Annotated in this window: 16 protein-coding genes; 6 read left to right on the top strand and 10 right to left on the bottom strand. The window is 70.0% G+C overall.

All coding sequences use genetic code 11. The annotated features are described in order from the left end of the window. Window positions 1-8 precede the first annotated feature (8 nt). Window positions 9-992 (bottom strand): TerC/Alx family metal homeostasis membrane protein, encoded by a 984-nt coding sequence (locus tag IC605_RS17525; RefSeq protein WP_246580990.1) that lies wholly within the window; start codon window positions 990-992, stop codon window positions 9-11. Between the two features lie 303 nt (window positions 993-1,295). Beyond that, entirely contained in the window at window positions 1,296-1,619 is a 324-nt protein-coding gene (locus tag IC605_RS17520) for a hypothetical protein (protein ID WP_216327149.1), read from the bottom strand. Between the two features lie 120 nt (window positions 1,620-1,739). Between IC605_RS17520 and IC605_RS17515 the strand changes: the two genes are divergently transcribed. From IC605_RS17515 to IC605_RS17505, 3 genes are all read left to right on the top strand, one after another. After that, on the top strand, window positions 1,740-3,476 hold the full coding sequence (locus IC605_RS17515) for a circularly permuted type 2 ATP-grasp protein (RefSeq protein ID WP_216327146.1): 1,737 nt from the start codon (window positions 1,740-1,742) through the stop codon (window positions 3,474-3,476). After that, window positions 3,477-4,430 (top strand): alpha-E domain-containing protein, encoded by a 954-nt coding sequence (locus IC605_RS17510; protein ID WP_216327143.1) that lies wholly within the window; start codon window positions 3,477-3,479, stop codon window positions 4,428-4,430. It begins immediately after the preceding gene. Window positions 4,431-4,530: 100 nt separating this feature from the next. Next, window positions 4,531-5,355, top strand: coding sequence for a transglutaminase family protein (locus IC605_RS17505; protein WP_216327141.1), 825 nt, complete (start codon window positions 4,531-4,533; stop codon window positions 5,353-5,355). 114 nt (window positions 5,356-5,469) lie between these two features. Here IC605_RS17505 and IC605_RS17500 read toward each other — a convergent pair whose 3' ends face one another. After that, the gene (locus tag IC605_RS17500) at window positions 5,470-6,051 is read right to left on the bottom strand and encodes a YIP1 family protein (RefSeq protein WP_216327138.1); all 582 of its coding nucleotides are present in this window, start codon (window positions 6,049-6,051) and stop codon (window positions 5,470-5,472) included. A 123-nt stretch (window positions 6,052-6,174) separates the two neighbouring features. Here IC605_RS17500 and IC605_RS17495 point away from each other — a divergent pair, with 123 nt between their 5' ends. Beyond that, window positions 6,175-6,990, top strand: coding sequence for an SDR family NAD(P)-dependent oxidoreductase (locus IC605_RS17495; protein WP_216327135.1), 816 nt, complete (start codon window positions 6,175-6,177; stop codon window positions 6,988-6,990). A 55-nt stretch (window positions 6,991-7,045) separates the two neighbouring features. After that, window positions 7,046-7,987: a GTPase Era gene (gene era, locus IC605_RS17490; protein WP_216327132.1), complete on the top strand. Its 942-nt coding sequence runs from the start codon at window positions 7,046-7,048 to the stop codon at window positions 7,985-7,987. A gap of 46 nt (window positions 7,988-8,033) precedes the next feature. Here the strand turns inward: era and IC605_RS17485 are convergent, their stop codons facing one another. The 4 genes from IC605_RS17485 to IC605_RS17470 all read right to left on the bottom strand — a co-directional run bounded on the left by IC605_RS17485 (window position 8,034) and on the right by IC605_RS17470 (window position 9,962). After that, the gene (locus IC605_RS17485; protein ID WP_216327130.1) at window positions 8,034-8,513 is read right to left on the bottom strand and encodes a Nudix hydrolase; all 480 of its coding nucleotides are present in this window, start codon (window positions 8,511-8,513) and stop codon (window positions 8,034-8,036) included. Between the two features lie 3 nt (window positions 8,514-8,516). Continuing rightward, window positions 8,517-9,056: a YfiT family bacillithiol transferase gene (locus tag IC605_RS17480; RefSeq protein ID WP_343216653.1), complete on the bottom strand. Its 540-nt coding sequence runs from the start codon at window positions 9,054-9,056 to the stop codon at window positions 8,517-8,519. A 22-nt stretch (window positions 9,057-9,078) separates the two neighbouring features. After that, a complete protein-coding gene (locus tag IC605_RS17475) occupies window positions 9,079-9,408 on the bottom strand; it encodes a nucleotide pyrophosphohydrolase (protein ID WP_216327125.1) in 330 nt (109 codons plus the stop codon). A gap of 68 nt (window positions 9,409-9,476) precedes the next feature. Next, window positions 9,477-9,962 (bottom strand): DUF4384 domain-containing protein, encoded by a 486-nt coding sequence (locus tag IC605_RS17470; protein ID WP_216327122.1) that lies wholly within the window; start codon window positions 9,960-9,962, stop codon window positions 9,477-9,479. Between the two features lie 125 nt (window positions 9,963-10,087). Here IC605_RS17470 and ftsH point away from each other — a divergent pair, with 125 nt between their 5' ends. After that, window positions 10,088-11,947, top strand: a complete 1,860-nt coding sequence (ftsH, locus tag IC605_RS17465; protein WP_216327120.1) for an ATP-dependent zinc metalloprotease FtsH — start codon at window positions 10,088-10,090, stop codon at window positions 11,945-11,947. A gap of 53 nt (window positions 11,948-12,000) precedes the next feature. On the opposite strand, the gene IC605_RS17460 is transcribed toward ftsH, so the two are convergent. The 3 genes from IC605_RS17460 to IC605_RS17450 are packed head-to-tail and all read right to left on the bottom strand — an operon-like array spanning window position 12,001 to window position 14,865. Beyond that, a complete protein-coding gene (locus IC605_RS17460; protein WP_216327118.1) occupies window positions 12,001-13,182 on the bottom strand; it encodes a mechanosensitive ion channel family protein in 1,182 nt (393 codons plus the stop codon). 56 nt (window positions 13,183-13,238) lie between these two features. Beyond that, window positions 13,239-14,267, bottom strand: coding sequence for a phosphate acyltransferase PlsX (gene plsX / locus IC605_RS17455; RefSeq protein ID WP_246580989.1), 1,029 nt, complete (start codon window positions 14,265-14,267; stop codon window positions 13,239-13,241). 4 nt (window positions 14,268-14,271) lie between these two features. Then, window positions 14,272-14,865 (bottom strand): LabA-like NYN domain-containing protein, encoded by a 594-nt coding sequence (locus IC605_RS17450; protein ID WP_216327310.1) that lies wholly within the window; start codon window positions 14,863-14,865, stop codon window positions 14,272-14,274. Window positions 14,866-14,908: the final 43 nt, after the last annotated feature.

The raw sequence follows: 14,908 nt of genomic DNA, 5'->3' as shown, positions 1-14,908 counted from the left end.
CGGCCGCGCTACGCGGCGGGGCGCGCCCTCTCCCCGCGCGTCTTCCAGAGGCTGACGAGGACGCCCCCGGCCAGGATGGCGAGCGTCACGCCGAGGCTGATCGCCGGGTCGAGCTTGCCGAAGAACTGGTTGTAAAAGATCTTGCCGCCGATAAAGACGAGCACCAGCGCCAGCGCGGGCTTGAGCGCCTGGAAGCGGTGGATCAGGGCGTCGAGGGCGAAGTACAGGGCGCGCAGGCCCAGGATGGCGAAGATGTTGCTCGTGTAGACGATGAAGGGGTCTTGGGTGATGGCGAAGATCGCCGGAATCGAGTCCACCGCGAACACGAGGTCGGCGGCTTCGACCAGCAGCAGGGCGAGCAGCAGCGGCGTGGCGTGGAGCCGCACCCGGCCCGCGGCGTCGGGCAGCCGGGTCACGAACTTCTCGCCGTCGAGCTTCGGGCTGATCGGCATGACGCGGCGCAACATACGCACGACGGGGTGCCGCTCCAGGTTGGGCGCCTCATGGCCCCCCTTCACGAACAGCAGCCGCACGCCGGTCAGCAGCAAGAACGCCCCGAACACCCACATGATCCAGTCGAAGTTACTCACCAGGGCCGCGCCCAGCCCGATCATGACGCCGCGCAGCACGATCACGCCGAGGATGCCCCAGAAGAGGACCCGGTGCTGGAGGTGGCGGGGCACGGCGAGCGCCGCGAAGATCACGCTGATCACGAACACGTTGTCGAGGGCGAGGGCCTTTTCGACCGCGAAGCCCGTGAAGTACGCCAGCCCGCTCTCCGCCCCCAGGCTGAGCCACACCCAGCCGCCGAAGGCGAGCGCGATGGCGATGTAAAAGACGCTCAGCCGCAGGCTCTCGGCCACGCCGATCTCCTGAGAGCCGCCCTTCGCCCGCTTTCGGCCCAGCACCCCGAGGTCGAAGGCGAGCAGGGCCGTGACGAGCGTGAGAAACACCCCCCACATCCAGGCGGGTTTGCCGAGCCACAGGGTCATCAGAACTTCCATCGGGGGAGTTGCCCTTCCGGACCCCCGCCCAGGTTTCCGTCACGGCCCCCAGCCCATCGGGAGGGCCAGACGCGAACAGGAGCCCGGGCGGCGTCCTGTCCGGGTCTAGCCCTTGCCGCGCGGAGCCGGGGCGGAGTTCCCGCCCGAACTGTCGGTCCCCGCGCACCCGGCCCCTGTTCCGTGCAGCCAGGCTGGGCGGCGTACTCCCCCGGAGTAAGGTTCACTGTGTCAAAGCCCGCCGCCGCCCTTTGTGGAAGGGCCCACAGAGCTTCCCCGCCGGGAGGTTTTCCTTCAGGCTTCGTCAATACCCCGCAGCCGCTCGACCCTCTGCGCGAGGTCCTCCAGCCCCAGGCTGCGCAGGGCTTTTGCCGCGCGGGTCACGCCCGCCCCGTCCACCCGGTTCTCGTTCCACCCGGCGATCAGCACCGCGCAGCCTTGCAGGGCGTCGGAGACGGTCTCCTTGTGGAACATCGCGGCGAGGGTGCCGGCTTGAGCGGGCCGGGTCTGCTGCACCTGCGCCTGCACGTCGAGCACGACCTGCATGAAGACCTGATCGAGCCTCGCGCGGTCGTCGGGGTGCAGGGTCTTGTCCTGGGGCTCCTGATGTCGGGTCATAGGGGGCAGTGTAGGACGTGGGGTCATGGGGGCCTGTCTGATCGCCGCCTTCCCCGGGCTGGGCAGTTCGTTATCTTGGGGCATCGTCCGGGGCCGCGCCCCAGGGAAGGAGACGGGGGCATGAAGTACGAGCCGGGCAGCAGGTTCTTCGACGAGATGGTGACGCCAGGCGGCACGGTGCGGCCCCACTACCAGGGCATCCGGGAGTACCTCGCCGCGCAGGGGGTCGAGGAGTTCGGGCGCAGGCACCGCCTCCTCGACCTCGCCTTTCGCAACCAGGGCATCACCTTCACCGTGTACGGCGACGCGCAGGGCACCGAGCGCACCTTCCCCTTCGACCCCGTGCCGCGCGTCATCCCGGCCTCGGAGTGGGCCCACCTGGAGGCCGGGCTCACCCAGCGGGTGCGGGCGCTGAACGCTTTTCTGGGCGATATCTATTCCCAGGCCCAGATTCTCGGCGACGGGGTGATCCCCAGTGAGCTCGTCTACACCTCGGCCCACTTCCGCCGCGAGGTCCACGGGATCAAGGTGCCCCTCGGCCTGTACACCCACATCGTCGGCACCGACCTGATCCGCGACGAACACGGGGAGTACCTCGTGCTGGAGGACAACCTACGCTCGCCCAGCGGGGTGTCGTACCTCCTCGCCAACCGGCAGGCGATGACGCGCATCTACCCCGGCATGTTCCGGGGACAGGGGGTGCGCCCGGTCGGGCACTACGCGACCGCCCTCCTGCACCTGCTCCAGTCGCTCAGCCCGCGCGAGAACGGGACGGTCGTGGTGCTCACGCCGGGAATGTACAACTCCGCCTACTTCGAGCACGCCTACCTCGCCCAGCAGATGGGCGTCGAACTCGTCGAGGGCCGCGACCTCTTCGTGGACGCCGGGCGGGTGTGGATGCGCACCACCGGGGGCCGGCGGCAGGTGGACGTGATCTACCGCCGGGTGGACGACGACTTCCTCGACCCGCTGACCTTCCGGCCCGACTCGGCGCTGGGGGTCGCCGGGCTCGTCGAGGTCTACCGCCAGGGCCGGGTCGCCGTCGCCAACGCCATCGGGACGGGGGTGGCAGACGACAAGGCCGTGTACGCCTACGTGCCCGAGATGATCCGCTACTACCTGAACGAGGCACCCCTGCTCGGCAACGTCCCCACCTACCTGGGCTGGAACCCGGATCACCTGGAGTACATGCTCGCCCACGCGGACGAACTCGTCTTCAAGGGCGTCGGCGAGGCGGGCGGGTACGGGATGCTGCTGGGGCCCTACGCCACCCGCGAGGAGGTGGAGGCGTACCTCGTGAAGGTGCGCGCCGCGCCGCGCGAGTTCATCGCCCAGCCCGTCGTGGGCCTCAGCCGCCACCCCACCTTCTACCCCGATTCGGGCGAGTTCGAGCCCGCGCACGTGGACCTGCGGCCCTACATCCTGTGCGGGCAGGAGGTCACCATCGTGCCGGGGGGGCTGACGCGGGTGGCGCTGCGGCGGGGCTCCCTCGTCGTGAATTCCAGCCAGGGGGGCGGGAGCAAGGACACCTGGGTCCTCGACCACGACGGGCGGGCGACCCCGCAGGGGATGAGCCAGCTCATGCACGGCAGCGCGCCGATGAACGTCCAGGCGCAAAGCCAGTACCAGGGGGGCTTCGAGCCGGGGACCTCCACGCAGAGCCAGTTTCAGTCGAGCGGCGCCCAGACCCAGGGCCAGAGTCAGTCTCAGTCGGGCGGGGGCACCCAGACCCAGAGCCAGACGCAGGGCGCACCGTCGGTCGGCACCCCGCCGCCACCGGACGCGCCCGGCCAGCACTCCTTCCAGCAGGAACTGGAAAAGGACGAACTCGACACCACCCAAGGGGAGGACCGCTGAATGCTGCTGCTTTCCCGCCTCGCGGAGAACCTGTTCTGGATCGGGCGGTATGTCGAGCGCGCGGAGAACACCGCCCGGCTGCTGAACGTCAACTACTACGCCACCCTGGAGATGACGGGGCGGATGCGCGAACACTGGGCGCCCCTGCTCGAGCTGACGGGGGGCGAGGGGCGGCTGCGCGAGAAGTACGGTCGGGTGGACGCCCGCTCGGTCAGCGCGTGGCTGGCCTTTGACCAGGGCAACCCGGCGAGCATCGCCTCAAGTGTGCTGCGCGCCCGCGAGAACGCGCGGGGCCTGCGCGACCGCATCCCCTCGGAGATGTGGGAGGCCCTCAACCGCACCTACCTCAACGTCTGCTTCCAGAACGAGGGGGTCATCGACAGCGACGGGCTCTTCGAGTTCTGCGCCTCGGCGCGCGACGCCTCGCAGTTTTTCTTCGGAATTGCCTTCGCCACCCTCCCACGCGACGAGGGGTGGTCCTTCCTGCGCGCCGGGCAGATGCTCGAACGCGGGGACAACGTGATTCGCGTGCTCCAGACCCACTACCGGGTGCTGGACGGGCAGGCGCAGGGCGACCCGGCGCAGCGCGCGGTGCAAGACCAGCGCTGGGTGAGCGTCCTGAAGGGGGCGAGCGCCTACGAGGCCTACCGCAAGCGAGTGCACAGCGGCATCGACCCCGCCCGCATCGGCGAGTTCTTGCTGCTCGACGAATACTTCCCGCGCAGCGTGCGCTACAGCGCCGAGAACCTGCACGACGCCCTCACGCAGATTGACCGCTGGCATCCCGGCGCGCACCCCGAGATCTTGCGCCTCTCGCGCTGGCTGGTCGCCCGGCTTCAATTCACGGGCGTGGAGGACATTCTGGAGCGGGAGGACCCGGGCCTGGACGAGTTGCTGGGCGACATCAACCGGGTGGGCGCGGCGATCAACGCGGCGTACTTCCAGCAGGAATGAGCCGCCCCCGCCCCGGCGTTTCTTCAGCCCGGCTGAGCACGCCGTCACGTTCTTGCCGCCCCCTCCTGTCAGACTGCCCGGGCTGAGGGTCTATTCGTCCATGCGCTGCGAAATCCGCCACATCACCGAGTACCGCTACCCCAAACCCGCCTGGGACTCCTTCAACGAGGTGCGGCTGCACCCGTCCCGCGAGGCGCGCCAGAGCGTGCGCTCGTTTCACCTCTCCGTCGAGCCCGAGGCCGACATCGCCTCGTACAAGGACTATTTCGGGGCCATCGTCCACCACGTCCACGTCCACGAGCCGCACACCACCCTCAAGATCGAGGCCCAGGCCATCGTGGACACCCACCCCGTGCCCCCGCCCCCGCCGATCTCCTTCGGCGCCCTGCGGGGCGCGTGCGGAGCCCACACCGAGTTCCTCGTCGCCAGCCCGCGCGTGCCCGCCGGGAACTGGGCGGCAGTCTTCGGGGTTGCCACGCCCGATTCCGGCGACGACCTCCCCGGCTTCCTGATGGACCTCACCACCACGCTCTATCGCCGCTTCCGGTACGACACGCGGGCGACCACGGTGAGCACGCCCCTCGCCGAGTTCGCCACCCACGGGCGCGGGGTGTGCCAGGACTTCACCCACGCGATGCTGGGCATCGTGCGGGGGCTGGGCATTCCGGGGCGGTATGTCAGCGGCTACCTGTACTCGGGCGGCGAGCTGGTGGGCGCGGAGGCGACCCACGCCTGGGTCGAGTGCTTCCTGCCCGGCTTCGGCTGGCTGGGCTACGACCCCACCAACAATTGCCTCGCCCGCGAGCGGCACGTCAAGATCGGTCACGGGCGCGAGTACAGCGACGTCTCCCCCGTGCGCGGCACCTACTACGGCGGCGGGCGCGGGGAACTCGACGTGGAGGTGCGGGTGTACGGCGCCCGCTGACGGACCGCGCGAGGGGCACAGGCGTGGTTTCCCCCACCGCCTGTGCCCCTCTGGTCGTCGCCCGCTCCGTTCGGGGAAAGGGCCGTCAAGCGGCCACCCCCCGTGTGACTGGCTCTAACGGGTGAAGGGCGCGAGGACCAGTCCCAGCAGCAGGCCGCCCACTGCCCAGTACGCGATCCCCGAGAGGATCAGCGTGACGGCGGCCTTGGTGGCGTCGTGCAGGTTCATGCTCGACCCCACCGCCAGGAAGCCGTAGAAGATCATCGCGGCCGAGATCAGGATGCCGACCAGCCAGCCCAGGATGGGAATGATGCCCAGCACGGTGCCGAGAATGCTCAGCGGCACGAAGAAGAGGGCGAAGGAGTAGGCCACCTCCGGATAGGTGCCGGTGCCCCGGAAGAGGTGCTTACCGATCAGGTACACCGCCCCGGTGAACACGGCGAACTGGAGGGGGATCAGGATCAGGCGGGTGATGAACTGCCCGATCACGGTGGTGTCCGCGTGGAAGGGCGCGAAGATCGCGGCGATGACGGCCGAGACGAGCGCGGCCAGCAGCACGTAGAGAAAGGCCTGCCGGGTTCCGCCCCGCCGCTCGAACAGCTCGAAGGTCTGGGGCCCGGGCCGGGTGAGGACGGTCGAACTCTGCGAGAACATGTCGGTGAGCGTCGCCTGGACGGGCGAGGGAGGAGTCGTCATGCCCCAGAGTACGGGGAGGCGGGGCGATGTGTTCCGGCGGCGGGGGCGACGGTGAAGTGGGTCTAAAGGCAGGCCGCTCCTGTTCTGATGCCGTTCACGGGGGCCCGGCCCCACGATGGACCCATGACGGCCCCCACCCCCCGGCCCGGCCCCCCGACCGCCCTCGTCACCGGCGCGAGCGGCGGCATCGGCGAGGAGATCGCCCGGCACCTCGCCTCCAGGGGCGCGAACCTGATCCTGGTGGCCCGCCGCGAGGAGCAGTTGCGGGCGCTGGCCGACGAGCTGGGAGCCCGGCACGGCGTCCACGCCCTCCCCCTTGCGCTCGACCTGACCCGGCCGGGCGCGGGCGCGTGGCTGGAGGGCGAACTCGCCTCGCGCGGGCTGACGGTGGACCTGCTCGTCAACAACGCGGGCTTCGGCGGCTACGGCGAGTTCCACACCCAGGACCCCGGTGAGATCGCGCGGATGGTGCAGGTGAACGTCGTCGCCCTGACCGACCTGAGCCGCCGCTTCCTGCCCGGCATGGTGGAGCGCCGCCGGGGCCGGGTGCTCAACGTCGCCAGCACCGCCGCCTTCCAGCCGGGGCCGCTGATGGCCGTGTACTACGCGACCAAAGCCTACGTGCTCAGCCTGTCGGAAGCCCTGAACGAGGAAGTGCGCGGCACGGGCGTCTCGGTCACCGCCCTCTGTCCCGGCCCGGTCGAGACGGGTTTTCAGGACACCGCCAAGCTGGGGCAGAGTCGGCTGCTCCAGGGTCCCGCCCGCGCCACCATGCTGAGTGCCGGGGAGGTCGCCCGGCAGGGGGTGGAGGCCATGCTCTCCGGGCAGGCGGTCGTCGTGCCGGGGCGGCTCAACCGGCTCCAGACGCTCGCGCCCCGCCTCCTGCCGCGCGGCGTGATGACCCGGATCATCGGGGGCGTGCAGGCGCGCAGGAAGTGAGGAGCGGCCCCGCCCGGCACGGTTGCCCCTCCTCCCCCGTGAGACAATCTCCCCCATGACCGACCCCATGCCCTCCCCCGAATCCGGCGAGGCGACCACCTCCCATGACACACACAGCGGCTTCGTCGCCATCATCGGCAAGCCGAACGTGGGCAAGAGCACGCTGCTCAACGCCTTTCTGGGCACCAAGGTCGCCCCCACCAGCCCGCGCCCCCAGACGACGAGGCGCGGCGTGCGCGGCATCTACACGACCGAGACCCGGCAGATCGTCTTCGTGGACACGCCGGGCCTGCACAAGCCCAAAGACGCCCTGGGCAAGTACATGAACCAGGAGGTCCAGGGGGCACTCGCCGACGTGGACGCCATCCTCTGGGTCGTGGACCTGCGCCGCCCCCCCTCAGACGAGGACGCACTCGTCGCCCGGCAGGTGCGTGACCTTCCCAAGCCCCTTTTCCTGGTGGGCAACAAGACGGACGCCGCCAAGTACCCCGACGAGGCGATGAAGCTCTACCGGGCGCTGCTGGAGGGCCGCACGGGCGAGACGCAGGAGACGACGCTCAGCGCGCAGAACAACCCGGCGGCGGTCGCCACGCTGCGCGAGCAACTACTCGACGTGCTGCCCGAAAATCCCTTCTTCTTCCCGAACTCGGGGGCGTCTGACCAGACGCGCGAGCAGTGGGCCGCCGAGATCATCCGCGAGGAGGCGATGAAGAAGCTGCGCGAGGAATTGCCCTACTCGGTCGCCACCCGCGTGAACGGCTGGACCGAGCGCGAGGACGGCCTCGTCCGCATCGAGGGCGAGATCGTCGTCGAGAAAAACGCCCACAAGGGCATGGTGATCGGCGCGGGCGGCAAGCAACTGCGCGAGATCGGCCAGGCGGCGAGAAAGCAGCTCGAAGTCTTCCTCAACCGCAAGGTCTTCCTGGGCCTGGAGGTCATCGTGATCCCCGGCTGGCGCGAGGACGAGGAGGCGCTGCGGGAACTGGGGTACGAGTAAAGCGGTCAGCCGTCAGCCAAGCCAGAGAGGTTAAGAGACGGGCGGCTCAGGCTCCCGCCTTTCCCCTCGCCTCCCGCATCGCGTACGCCGTGTCCACGAAAACCCTTGTGTGGTACATGCGGATTGCTCCCCGGTCGTACAGCCCGTCGAACTCGCCGCGGGTGAAGAAGCGGGCCTTCTTGACCTCTCCGGCGAAGGCAGGCAAGGGGGCGGGTGCGTCCGCATCGCCCACGACCTCCGCCAGCCACGCGAAACGCAGGATGAGGGGGCCGTCGGGCATCCGGCCCAGGAGGGTATTGAGGAGCCCCACGGGCCGCACGGTCAGGCCCGTCTCCTCGTACGCCTCCCGCACCGCCGTGTCCTGCGGGTTCTCGCCCTCTTCCACCCCTCCGGCGGGGATGTGCCACAGGCCCCGGCTGCCCGGCTTGTGCTCGCAGACGAGGAGCACCTCGTCCCGGTCGTTGATCACGACCACACCCGCCGAACGCAACGTCACGGGCACGTCGAACCTCTGGTCGTACTGCACGGATTACCAGCCCTGCCGCAGCCGCAGCCCGGTGACGTGCGCGATGTGGTGCCGCCCGTGCCAGGCGTACATCGCCCCCAGGGTGTCCACCGTGAAGGTGTGCCCGTGCTCCGGGTGGGTCCATTCACGCGTCCAGTCCTCCGGGGTGAGGCTCGCAAGCACCGCCGCCCAGCGTGTGTGCAGTCCGTCGAGCAGGTCGAGGCTCGGCTCGAGGGGCAGCCGCATGTCGGCGAGTTCGGCCCACAGCCCCTCCTCGTAGGGCTTGATCGTCGGGCGGTCCTCGGTGAGGGCGAGTTTGAGACGCACCACGGCGTTCATATGGCTGTCGGCGACGTGGTGGACGACCTGCCGCACCGTCCAGCCCCCCTCGCGGTACGGGGTGTCGAGTTGGGAGGCGGAGAGGCCCAGGGCGGCGCCGCGCAGTTCGCCGGGCAGGGCGCGGATGGCGGCGACGGCCTCGGCCCGCTCCTCCGGCGTGAGCGTGAGGGGCTGGGGCATCGGGCCGAGGGGATACCGGGGGTCCGTTGAGGAGGGGTCGGGCACGGCTCAGCCTACCCCGGCGCCGTCACTCGCCGGGCTGCTTTTTCGTCCAGCGGGTCGCGTCGCGCGTCTCGACTTTCTCCATCATCCGCGTGAACCCGCGCTCCAGGCTCAGGCCGCGCTCGTTGGCGAGGCAGACCATCACGAAGAGGAGGTCGGCGAGTTCCATCTCCAGGTCGCCGCTTTCCTCGCCGGGCTTGGGCGTCTTGCCGTGCTGGTGGGCCAGGACGCGGGCGATTTCCCCGGTCTCCTCGGTCAGCCGGGCGAGCATCAGCAGGGGCGGGAAGTACCCCTCCTCGAACTGGGAGATGTAGGCGTCCACCCGTTCACTCGCCTCGGCAAAGGTCAGACTCATGCGCCCCAGCGTAAAGAAAAACCAGCCGCGCGTGAACGGCTGGCGGCTGGTCGCTGGAAGCTGGCGACTTACCGAATGTAGAAGTACGTCTCCTGCACGTCCCGGTCGGCGGGGGCGTACGGGGTCAGGTACTGGTTGGTGGCGAGATTCAGGCGCTCACCGCTGTACACGCCGCTGAGCACGATGTCCGAGGTCGGCCGCACGCGGGTGAAGATCACCCGGACGCGCTGGAGACCGCGCGGCGGGGCCACGTTGTAGGTCACGCCGTCTTGCGGGCGGGGAAAGACGGTGGTGCCGGGGTTCACGTAGACGTTGCGGACCAGGGTGCTGGCGAACCCGTTGGGCTGGAGGGCCACCAGCGTCACGTACCCGGCGGCGCGCGTGGTGACGGCGATGCGCACGGGATCGCCCACGAAGTAGCTGCCGCCCTCGCCCCGGTCGGGACGCACGTTCGCAATCAGGTTGCCCCCCACCAGACCGGCGTTCGACCGGACGGAGACGGTGCAGGCGCTGAGCCCCAGGGCCAACGAGCCGAGCAGAAATGCGGTGCGCATGGCCCCAGCATACGGGTGCAGGCTGACGGAACGCTGAGGAAACAGGCGGCTCTTCCTGCCGGATTCCGCCCCAAAGGTCACGGAGCGCAAGGTATGGAAGGAGGAGCGCGGCGTAGCATGACGCCATGTCCCGTTCCCGCCCCCCGCGCCCCGTGCTGGCGGCGCTGCTGGCTGTCCTGCTCGCCGCCCCCGCCGGGGCCCGGCCGCCGACGAACGCCCCCTCGCCGATTCCCCCGGCCCCGGCGGGCGGGTACACGACCAGCCGGTTTTTCGAGGACCTGCGGCAGGGGGAAGTCAAGTCCATCTCCCTCGACGGCGCAGGCAATGCCAGCGTCTGGTTGCAAAGCGGGACGCGCCCGCGTTCGGTCGTCCTGCCGCCCGACGCCGCGACCCTCACCCGGCTGCGCGAGGCGGGCGTCCCGGTACGCGTCACGGCGGGCGGCACCCCCTTCGGCTGGATGGCCCAGGTGCTTCCCCTGATCCTCACCGGCCTGATCCTGCTCGTCTTGTGGCGCAGCCTGCGAGGCCCGTCGGGCGGCGGCGCGGCGAGCACGTTCGGGAAGTCGAAGGCGGCGGTGATCGCCGAAGGGCAGATCAAGCTCACCTTCGCCGACGTCGCGGGCTGCGACGAGGCCAAGCAGGACTTGCAGGAAGTCGTCGACTTCCTGCGCCAGCCCGAGCGCTACCACCAGCTCGGCGCGAGGATTCCTCACGGCGTGCTCCTCGTCGGTCCCCCCGGCTCTGGCAAGACGCTCCTGGCAAAGGCGGTGGCCGGTGAGGCCAAGGTGCCCTACTTCTCGATCAGCGGCTCGGACTTCGTGGAGATGTTCGTCGGCGTCGGGGCCGCGCGGGTGCGCGACCTGTTCGAGCAGGCGCGCAAGAGTGCGCCCTGCATCGTCTTCATCGACGAGATCGATGCCGTGGGCCGCAAGCGCGGCGTGAACCTGCAAGGTGGCAACGACGAACGCGAACAGACGCTGAACCAACTGCTGGTGGAGATGGACGGCTTCGGCAGCGGGCAGGAGGTGATCATCCTGGCGGCGACCAACCGACCCGACGTGCTGGACGCAGCGTTGCTGCGTCCCGGACGCTTCGACCGTCAGGTCGTCGTCGATGCCCCCGACGTGCGGGGACGCGAGCAGATTCTGCGGATCCACGCCCGCACCAAGCCCCTCGATCCCAGCGTGGACCTCGGCGTGGTGGCGAGGCGGACGGCGGGGATGGTGGGGGCGGACCTGGAGAATCTGCTCAACGAGGCGGCGTTGCAGGCCGCGCGGGCGGGGCGGAGTCGGATCACGGGGCGGGATGTGGACGAGGCCAGAGACCGGGTACTGATGGGCCCGGAACGTCGCAGCCTCGTCGTCCGAGAAGCCGACCGCAAGGTCACGGCGTATCACGAGGTCGGTCACGCCCTCGCCGCCCAACTCCTCCCGCACGCGAACCGGGTCGCCAAGCTCACCGTGGTGCCGCGCGGGCGGGCGGCGGGGTTCATGATGCCGGACGCCGACGACCGGCTGCACGTGACGCGCCCGGCGCTGGAGGACATGATCGCGGTGGCGCTGGCAGGCCGCGCGGCCGAGGAGGTCGTGTACGGCGAGGTGACGACGGGGGCCCAGAACGACTTTCAGCAGGCCACGAACATTGCCCGCCGCATGGTGACCGAGTGGGGCATGAGCGGGAGATTGGGCAAGGTGGCCCTCGCCCAGGGCGACGGCAACTTCCTGGGCGGGGGCCCGCAGGCCCTCCCCATGAGCGAGGCGACCGCCTCCCTGGTCGACGAGGAGGTGCACGCCCTGATCGACGACGCCTACGCCCGCACCTTCACCCTGATGCGCGAGCACCTGCACCGGATGCACGAGATCGTGGCCGTCCTGATGCGGCGCGAGACCCTCAGCGGCGAGGAATTTTCCACCCTGCTTGCCGGGGGCACCCTGGAGGAGCTGCCGCCCCCGAGCGGCGCGGGGCTGACGCCGCTGCCCGCCTGAGCGGCAACGGTAGGTGGGGAGTGGACGGCGAAGCAGGCCCACCCACTCCCCACCTACCGTTCGTCCTCCGGGTCCCGGGTCTCGCCCACCCTGACGGGCGCCCGCGTCCGGTTCTGGGTCTCTCGCGGGTCCTGATCGCCCTGCCCGCCCTGGGTGAGCTTGAGTTCGACGGGGGCGCCGCCGAGCGTGACCTTGCGCTGAGGCGAGGGAATCTCGATGCCGGCCTCGTCCATCGCGATCTTGATGCGGCGGTTGAACTCGCGGCCCAGGGCGTACTGGCTCTTGGGCTGCACCTTGAAGAGGGCCTGCACACGTACGCCGTCGGGGGTGAGTTGCGTGACCCCCTGCATCTCGGGTTCTTCGAGAAAGAACGTGCGCCACTCGGGGTCGGCGTGCAACTCGCGGCCCACGGCCTCCAGCACGCGCAGGGCGTCGTCGATGTTCGCCGCGTAGCTCACGTCCACCGTGGCGACCACCCGCGACCAGTCCTTGCTGCTCACGCTGACGGTCAGGATCTGCCCGTTGGGAATGATGTGGAGGGTGCCGTCCAGGGCGCGCAGGGCGGTCACGCGCAGGTTCAGCCGCTCGACGCCGCCGCTGAGCCCCCCGGTGTTCACCGTGATCACGTCGCCCACCCCGTACTGATCTTCGAGCAGGATGAAAAAGCCCGTGAACACGTCCTTGATCAGGCTCTGCGCCCCGAAGCCCACCGCGAGGCCGAGCACCGACACGCCCGCCAGGAGGCTGGTCGCATTGACCCCGAGCGCCTGGAGACCGGCGATCAATCCGATGACCACCACGACGGCCTTGAGGGTGCTCTCGACCACGCCCTTGAGGGTCTGCACGCGCACGCTGCGGCGGTTGAATTCCTCCTCGGCGACGATGCGGGCGCTGAGGGTCCCGATCAGGTTCCAGGCGATCAGGGCGAGCGCCAGAATCACCACGACCTGCCCGGCGCTGTTGCGAAAGCCGCCCACGATGTCCCCGCCGAGGTCGAATAGGAAGGGCACGCTGGGCAGGTACGCGACGTGGGTGGCGACGCCGAGCCAGCCCACCGCCACCACGAGCAGCCACAGCCACCCCAGCGCGCTCAGGAGCGGGCGGCGGACATGCGGCTCCAGGGCACGCAACAGCGTCCGCCCGAAGCGGTACAGGGCGTAGGCGACGAGCAGGGTGAGGGCCAGGCCCAGCCACACCTGGGGCTTTTGCAGTTGAAAGGCGAGTTCGTCCAGCACCCGCCCAGCCTCTCACGAACGGGTGAGGAAGCGGCGAAGGTCAGCCTGTCGGGTGGTCAGCCCGCCCGGGGAGCCAGCGCCGCCTCCAGCCGCGCGATCAGGTTCGCCTCGTGCGCCCGCGAGGCCCGCAGCAGGGCGTTCTTGACCGCCCGGGCGTCCGCGCTCCCGTGCCCGATGAAGGTGAGCCCGCGCACGCCCAGCAGGATGCTCGCCCCGTAGGTGCTGGGGTCCATCCGCTCGGCGAGGCCGCGCAGCGCACCGCGCACGAGCAGCCCCCCCACCTTCGTCTTGAGGTCACTTCCCAGCGCCTCGCGCACCCAGCCGAAGAGCACCTTGGCCTCGCCCTCCGCGAGCTTGAGGACCACGTTCCCGGTGAAGCCGTCCGTCACCACGATGTCGGTCGTGCCCTGGAAGATGTCGCGGCCCTCGACGTTGCCGTGGAAGTTGATCCCCTTCCCGTGCAGTTCCCGCAACAGGCCGTGCGCCTCCAGCACGGTCTGGCTGCCCTTGTGGTCCTCCTCGCCGATGGAGAGCAGGCCGACCGTGGGGTCCGCCCGGTCCTCGATCACCCGCAGGTAGACGGTGGCGAGCCGGGCCCACTGGGCGAGGTATCCCGGCTTCACGTCGGCGTTGGCGCCCACGTCGAGCAGGGTGACGAAACCCGTCTTGGCCGGGAGGTGGGTCAGGATCGCCGGGCGGTCCACCCCCTTCACGCGCCCCAGGGTGAGGAGCGCCGAGGCCATCGTGGCGCCGCTGTGCCCCATGCTGACGGCGGCGGCGGCGCGGCCCTCCTTCACCAGGCGGGTGCAGACGTTGATGCTCGCGCCCGTGCGGCTGCGCACGTCCGAGGCGTGCTCGTCCATGCCGATCACGTCGGGGGCGTCCACCACGTCGATGGGCAGGCTCACGCTTCCCGCGTGCTTGCCGAGTTCGCCATGGAGCCTCACCCGGTCGCCGACGAGCAGGACGGGCACCCCGGCGCGGGCGGCCTGCACCGCTCCTTCCACGTTGGGCGGCGCCCCGTGGTCTCCCCCGACCGCATCGAGCGCGATGGGCAGGGTCGTATTGGGTTTCCCGGTCGTCATCGGCTCAGCGGTCATCGGCGTCGCTGAGGGGGGCGGTGACGTAGTACGGGCGAGACTCGGCACCGCGCGTCTCGCCCCGCTGCTCGCTGGGCAGGCGGTAGCCGGGCCGCTCGACGGACTCGCGGATGTCCTTGAAGTCGATGTACTGGTCGGCGGCGTTGCGCAGCTCGTAGCTCGTCATCTCGGGGATGCTCGCCACGATCACCCGCTTGCCGCGCGCCCGCAGCACCTCGACGGGGCGCTCGAAGTCGCCGTCCCCGGTCAGGAGGACCGCCGTGTCGTACCGCGCGTCGGTGGTCAGCAGGTCGGTCACGATCTCGATGTCGAGGCTGGCCCGGCGCTGGGTGTCGCCGTGCTCGTCGGTGGACTCGCGCAGGGGGCGGGTGCGGACCGTGTAGCCCATGTACGTCAGCGCGTCGATGAAGCGCTTCTGCTTGTCGTCCATCGGGAGGGGGACCGCCGTGTAGTAGAAGGCGTTGTGAAGGGTCCCGTACCCCCCGAAGTGCTCCAGAATCTTGCGGTGGTCGAAGTTCCACCCGAGCCGCTTGGCCGCCGCGTACACGTTTGCGCCGTCAATAAAGAGTGCGATGCGTTCCATCATGGGTTTACCTTTCATGTCTGCCGCCGAACACGGGCGGACC

It is taken from the genome of Deinococcus aestuarii (genome assembly GCF_018863415.1).
Taxonomy (GTDB): Bacteria; Deinococcota; Deinococci; order Deinococcales; family Deinococcaceae; genus Deinococcus; species Deinococcus aestuarii.
Note: the sequence above shows the minus strand (reverse complement) of the source record. Positions and strands in the feature narration are given on the sequence as shown.

Excerpts from the sequence above, each read along its gene's own strand:
- IC605_RS17495 (WP_216327135.1), top strand. The coding sequence starts at position 6,175 with ATGACGGCCCCCACCCCCCGGCCCGGCCCCCCGACCGCCCTCGTCACC.
- IC605_RS17510 (WP_216327143.1), top strand. The coding sequence starts at position 3,477 with ATGCTGCTGCTTTCCCGCCTCGCGGAGAACCTGTTCTGGATCGGGCGG.
- plsX (WP_246580989.1), bottom strand. The coding sequence starts at position 14,267 with ATGACGACCGGGAAACCCAATACGACCCTGCCCATCGCGCTCGATGCG.
- IC605_RS17525 (WP_246580990.1), bottom strand. The coding sequence starts at position 992 with ATGACCCTGTGGCTCGGCAAACCCGCCTGGATGTGGGGGGTGTTTCTC.
- IC605_RS17505 (WP_216327141.1), top strand. The coding sequence starts at position 4,531 with ATGCGCTGCGAAATCCGCCACATCACCGAGTACCGCTACCCCAAACCC.
- ftsH (WP_216327120.1), top strand. The coding sequence starts at position 10,088 with ATGTCCCGTTCCCGCCCCCCGCGCCCCGTGCTGGCGGCGCTGCTGGCT.
- IC605_RS17515 (WP_216327146.1), top strand. The coding sequence starts at position 1,740 with ATGAAGTACGAGCCGGGCAGCAGGTTCTTCGACGAGATGGTGACGCCA.
- IC605_RS17475 (WP_216327125.1), bottom strand. The coding sequence starts at position 9,408 with ATGAGTCTGACCTTTGCCGAGGCGAGTGAACGGGTGGACGCCTACATC.
- IC605_RS17520 (WP_216327149.1), bottom strand. The coding sequence starts at position 1,619 with ATGACCCGACATCAGGAGCCCCAGGACAAGACCCTGCACCCCGACGAC.
- IC605_RS17450 (WP_216327310.1), bottom strand. The coding sequence starts at position 14,865 with ATGGAACGCATCGCACTCTTTATTGACGGCGCAAACGTGTACGCGGCG.
- IC605_RS17500 (WP_216327138.1), bottom strand. The coding sequence starts at position 6,051 with ATGACGACTCCTCCCTCGCCCGTCCAGGCGACGCTCACCGACATGTTC.
- era (WP_216327132.1), top strand. The coding sequence starts at position 7,046 with ATGACCGACCCCATGCCCTCCCCCGAATCCGGCGAGGCGACCACCTCC.
- IC605_RS17470 (WP_216327122.1), bottom strand. The coding sequence starts at position 9,962 with ATGCGCACCGCATTTCTGCTCGGCTCGTTGGCCCTGGGGCTCAGCGCC.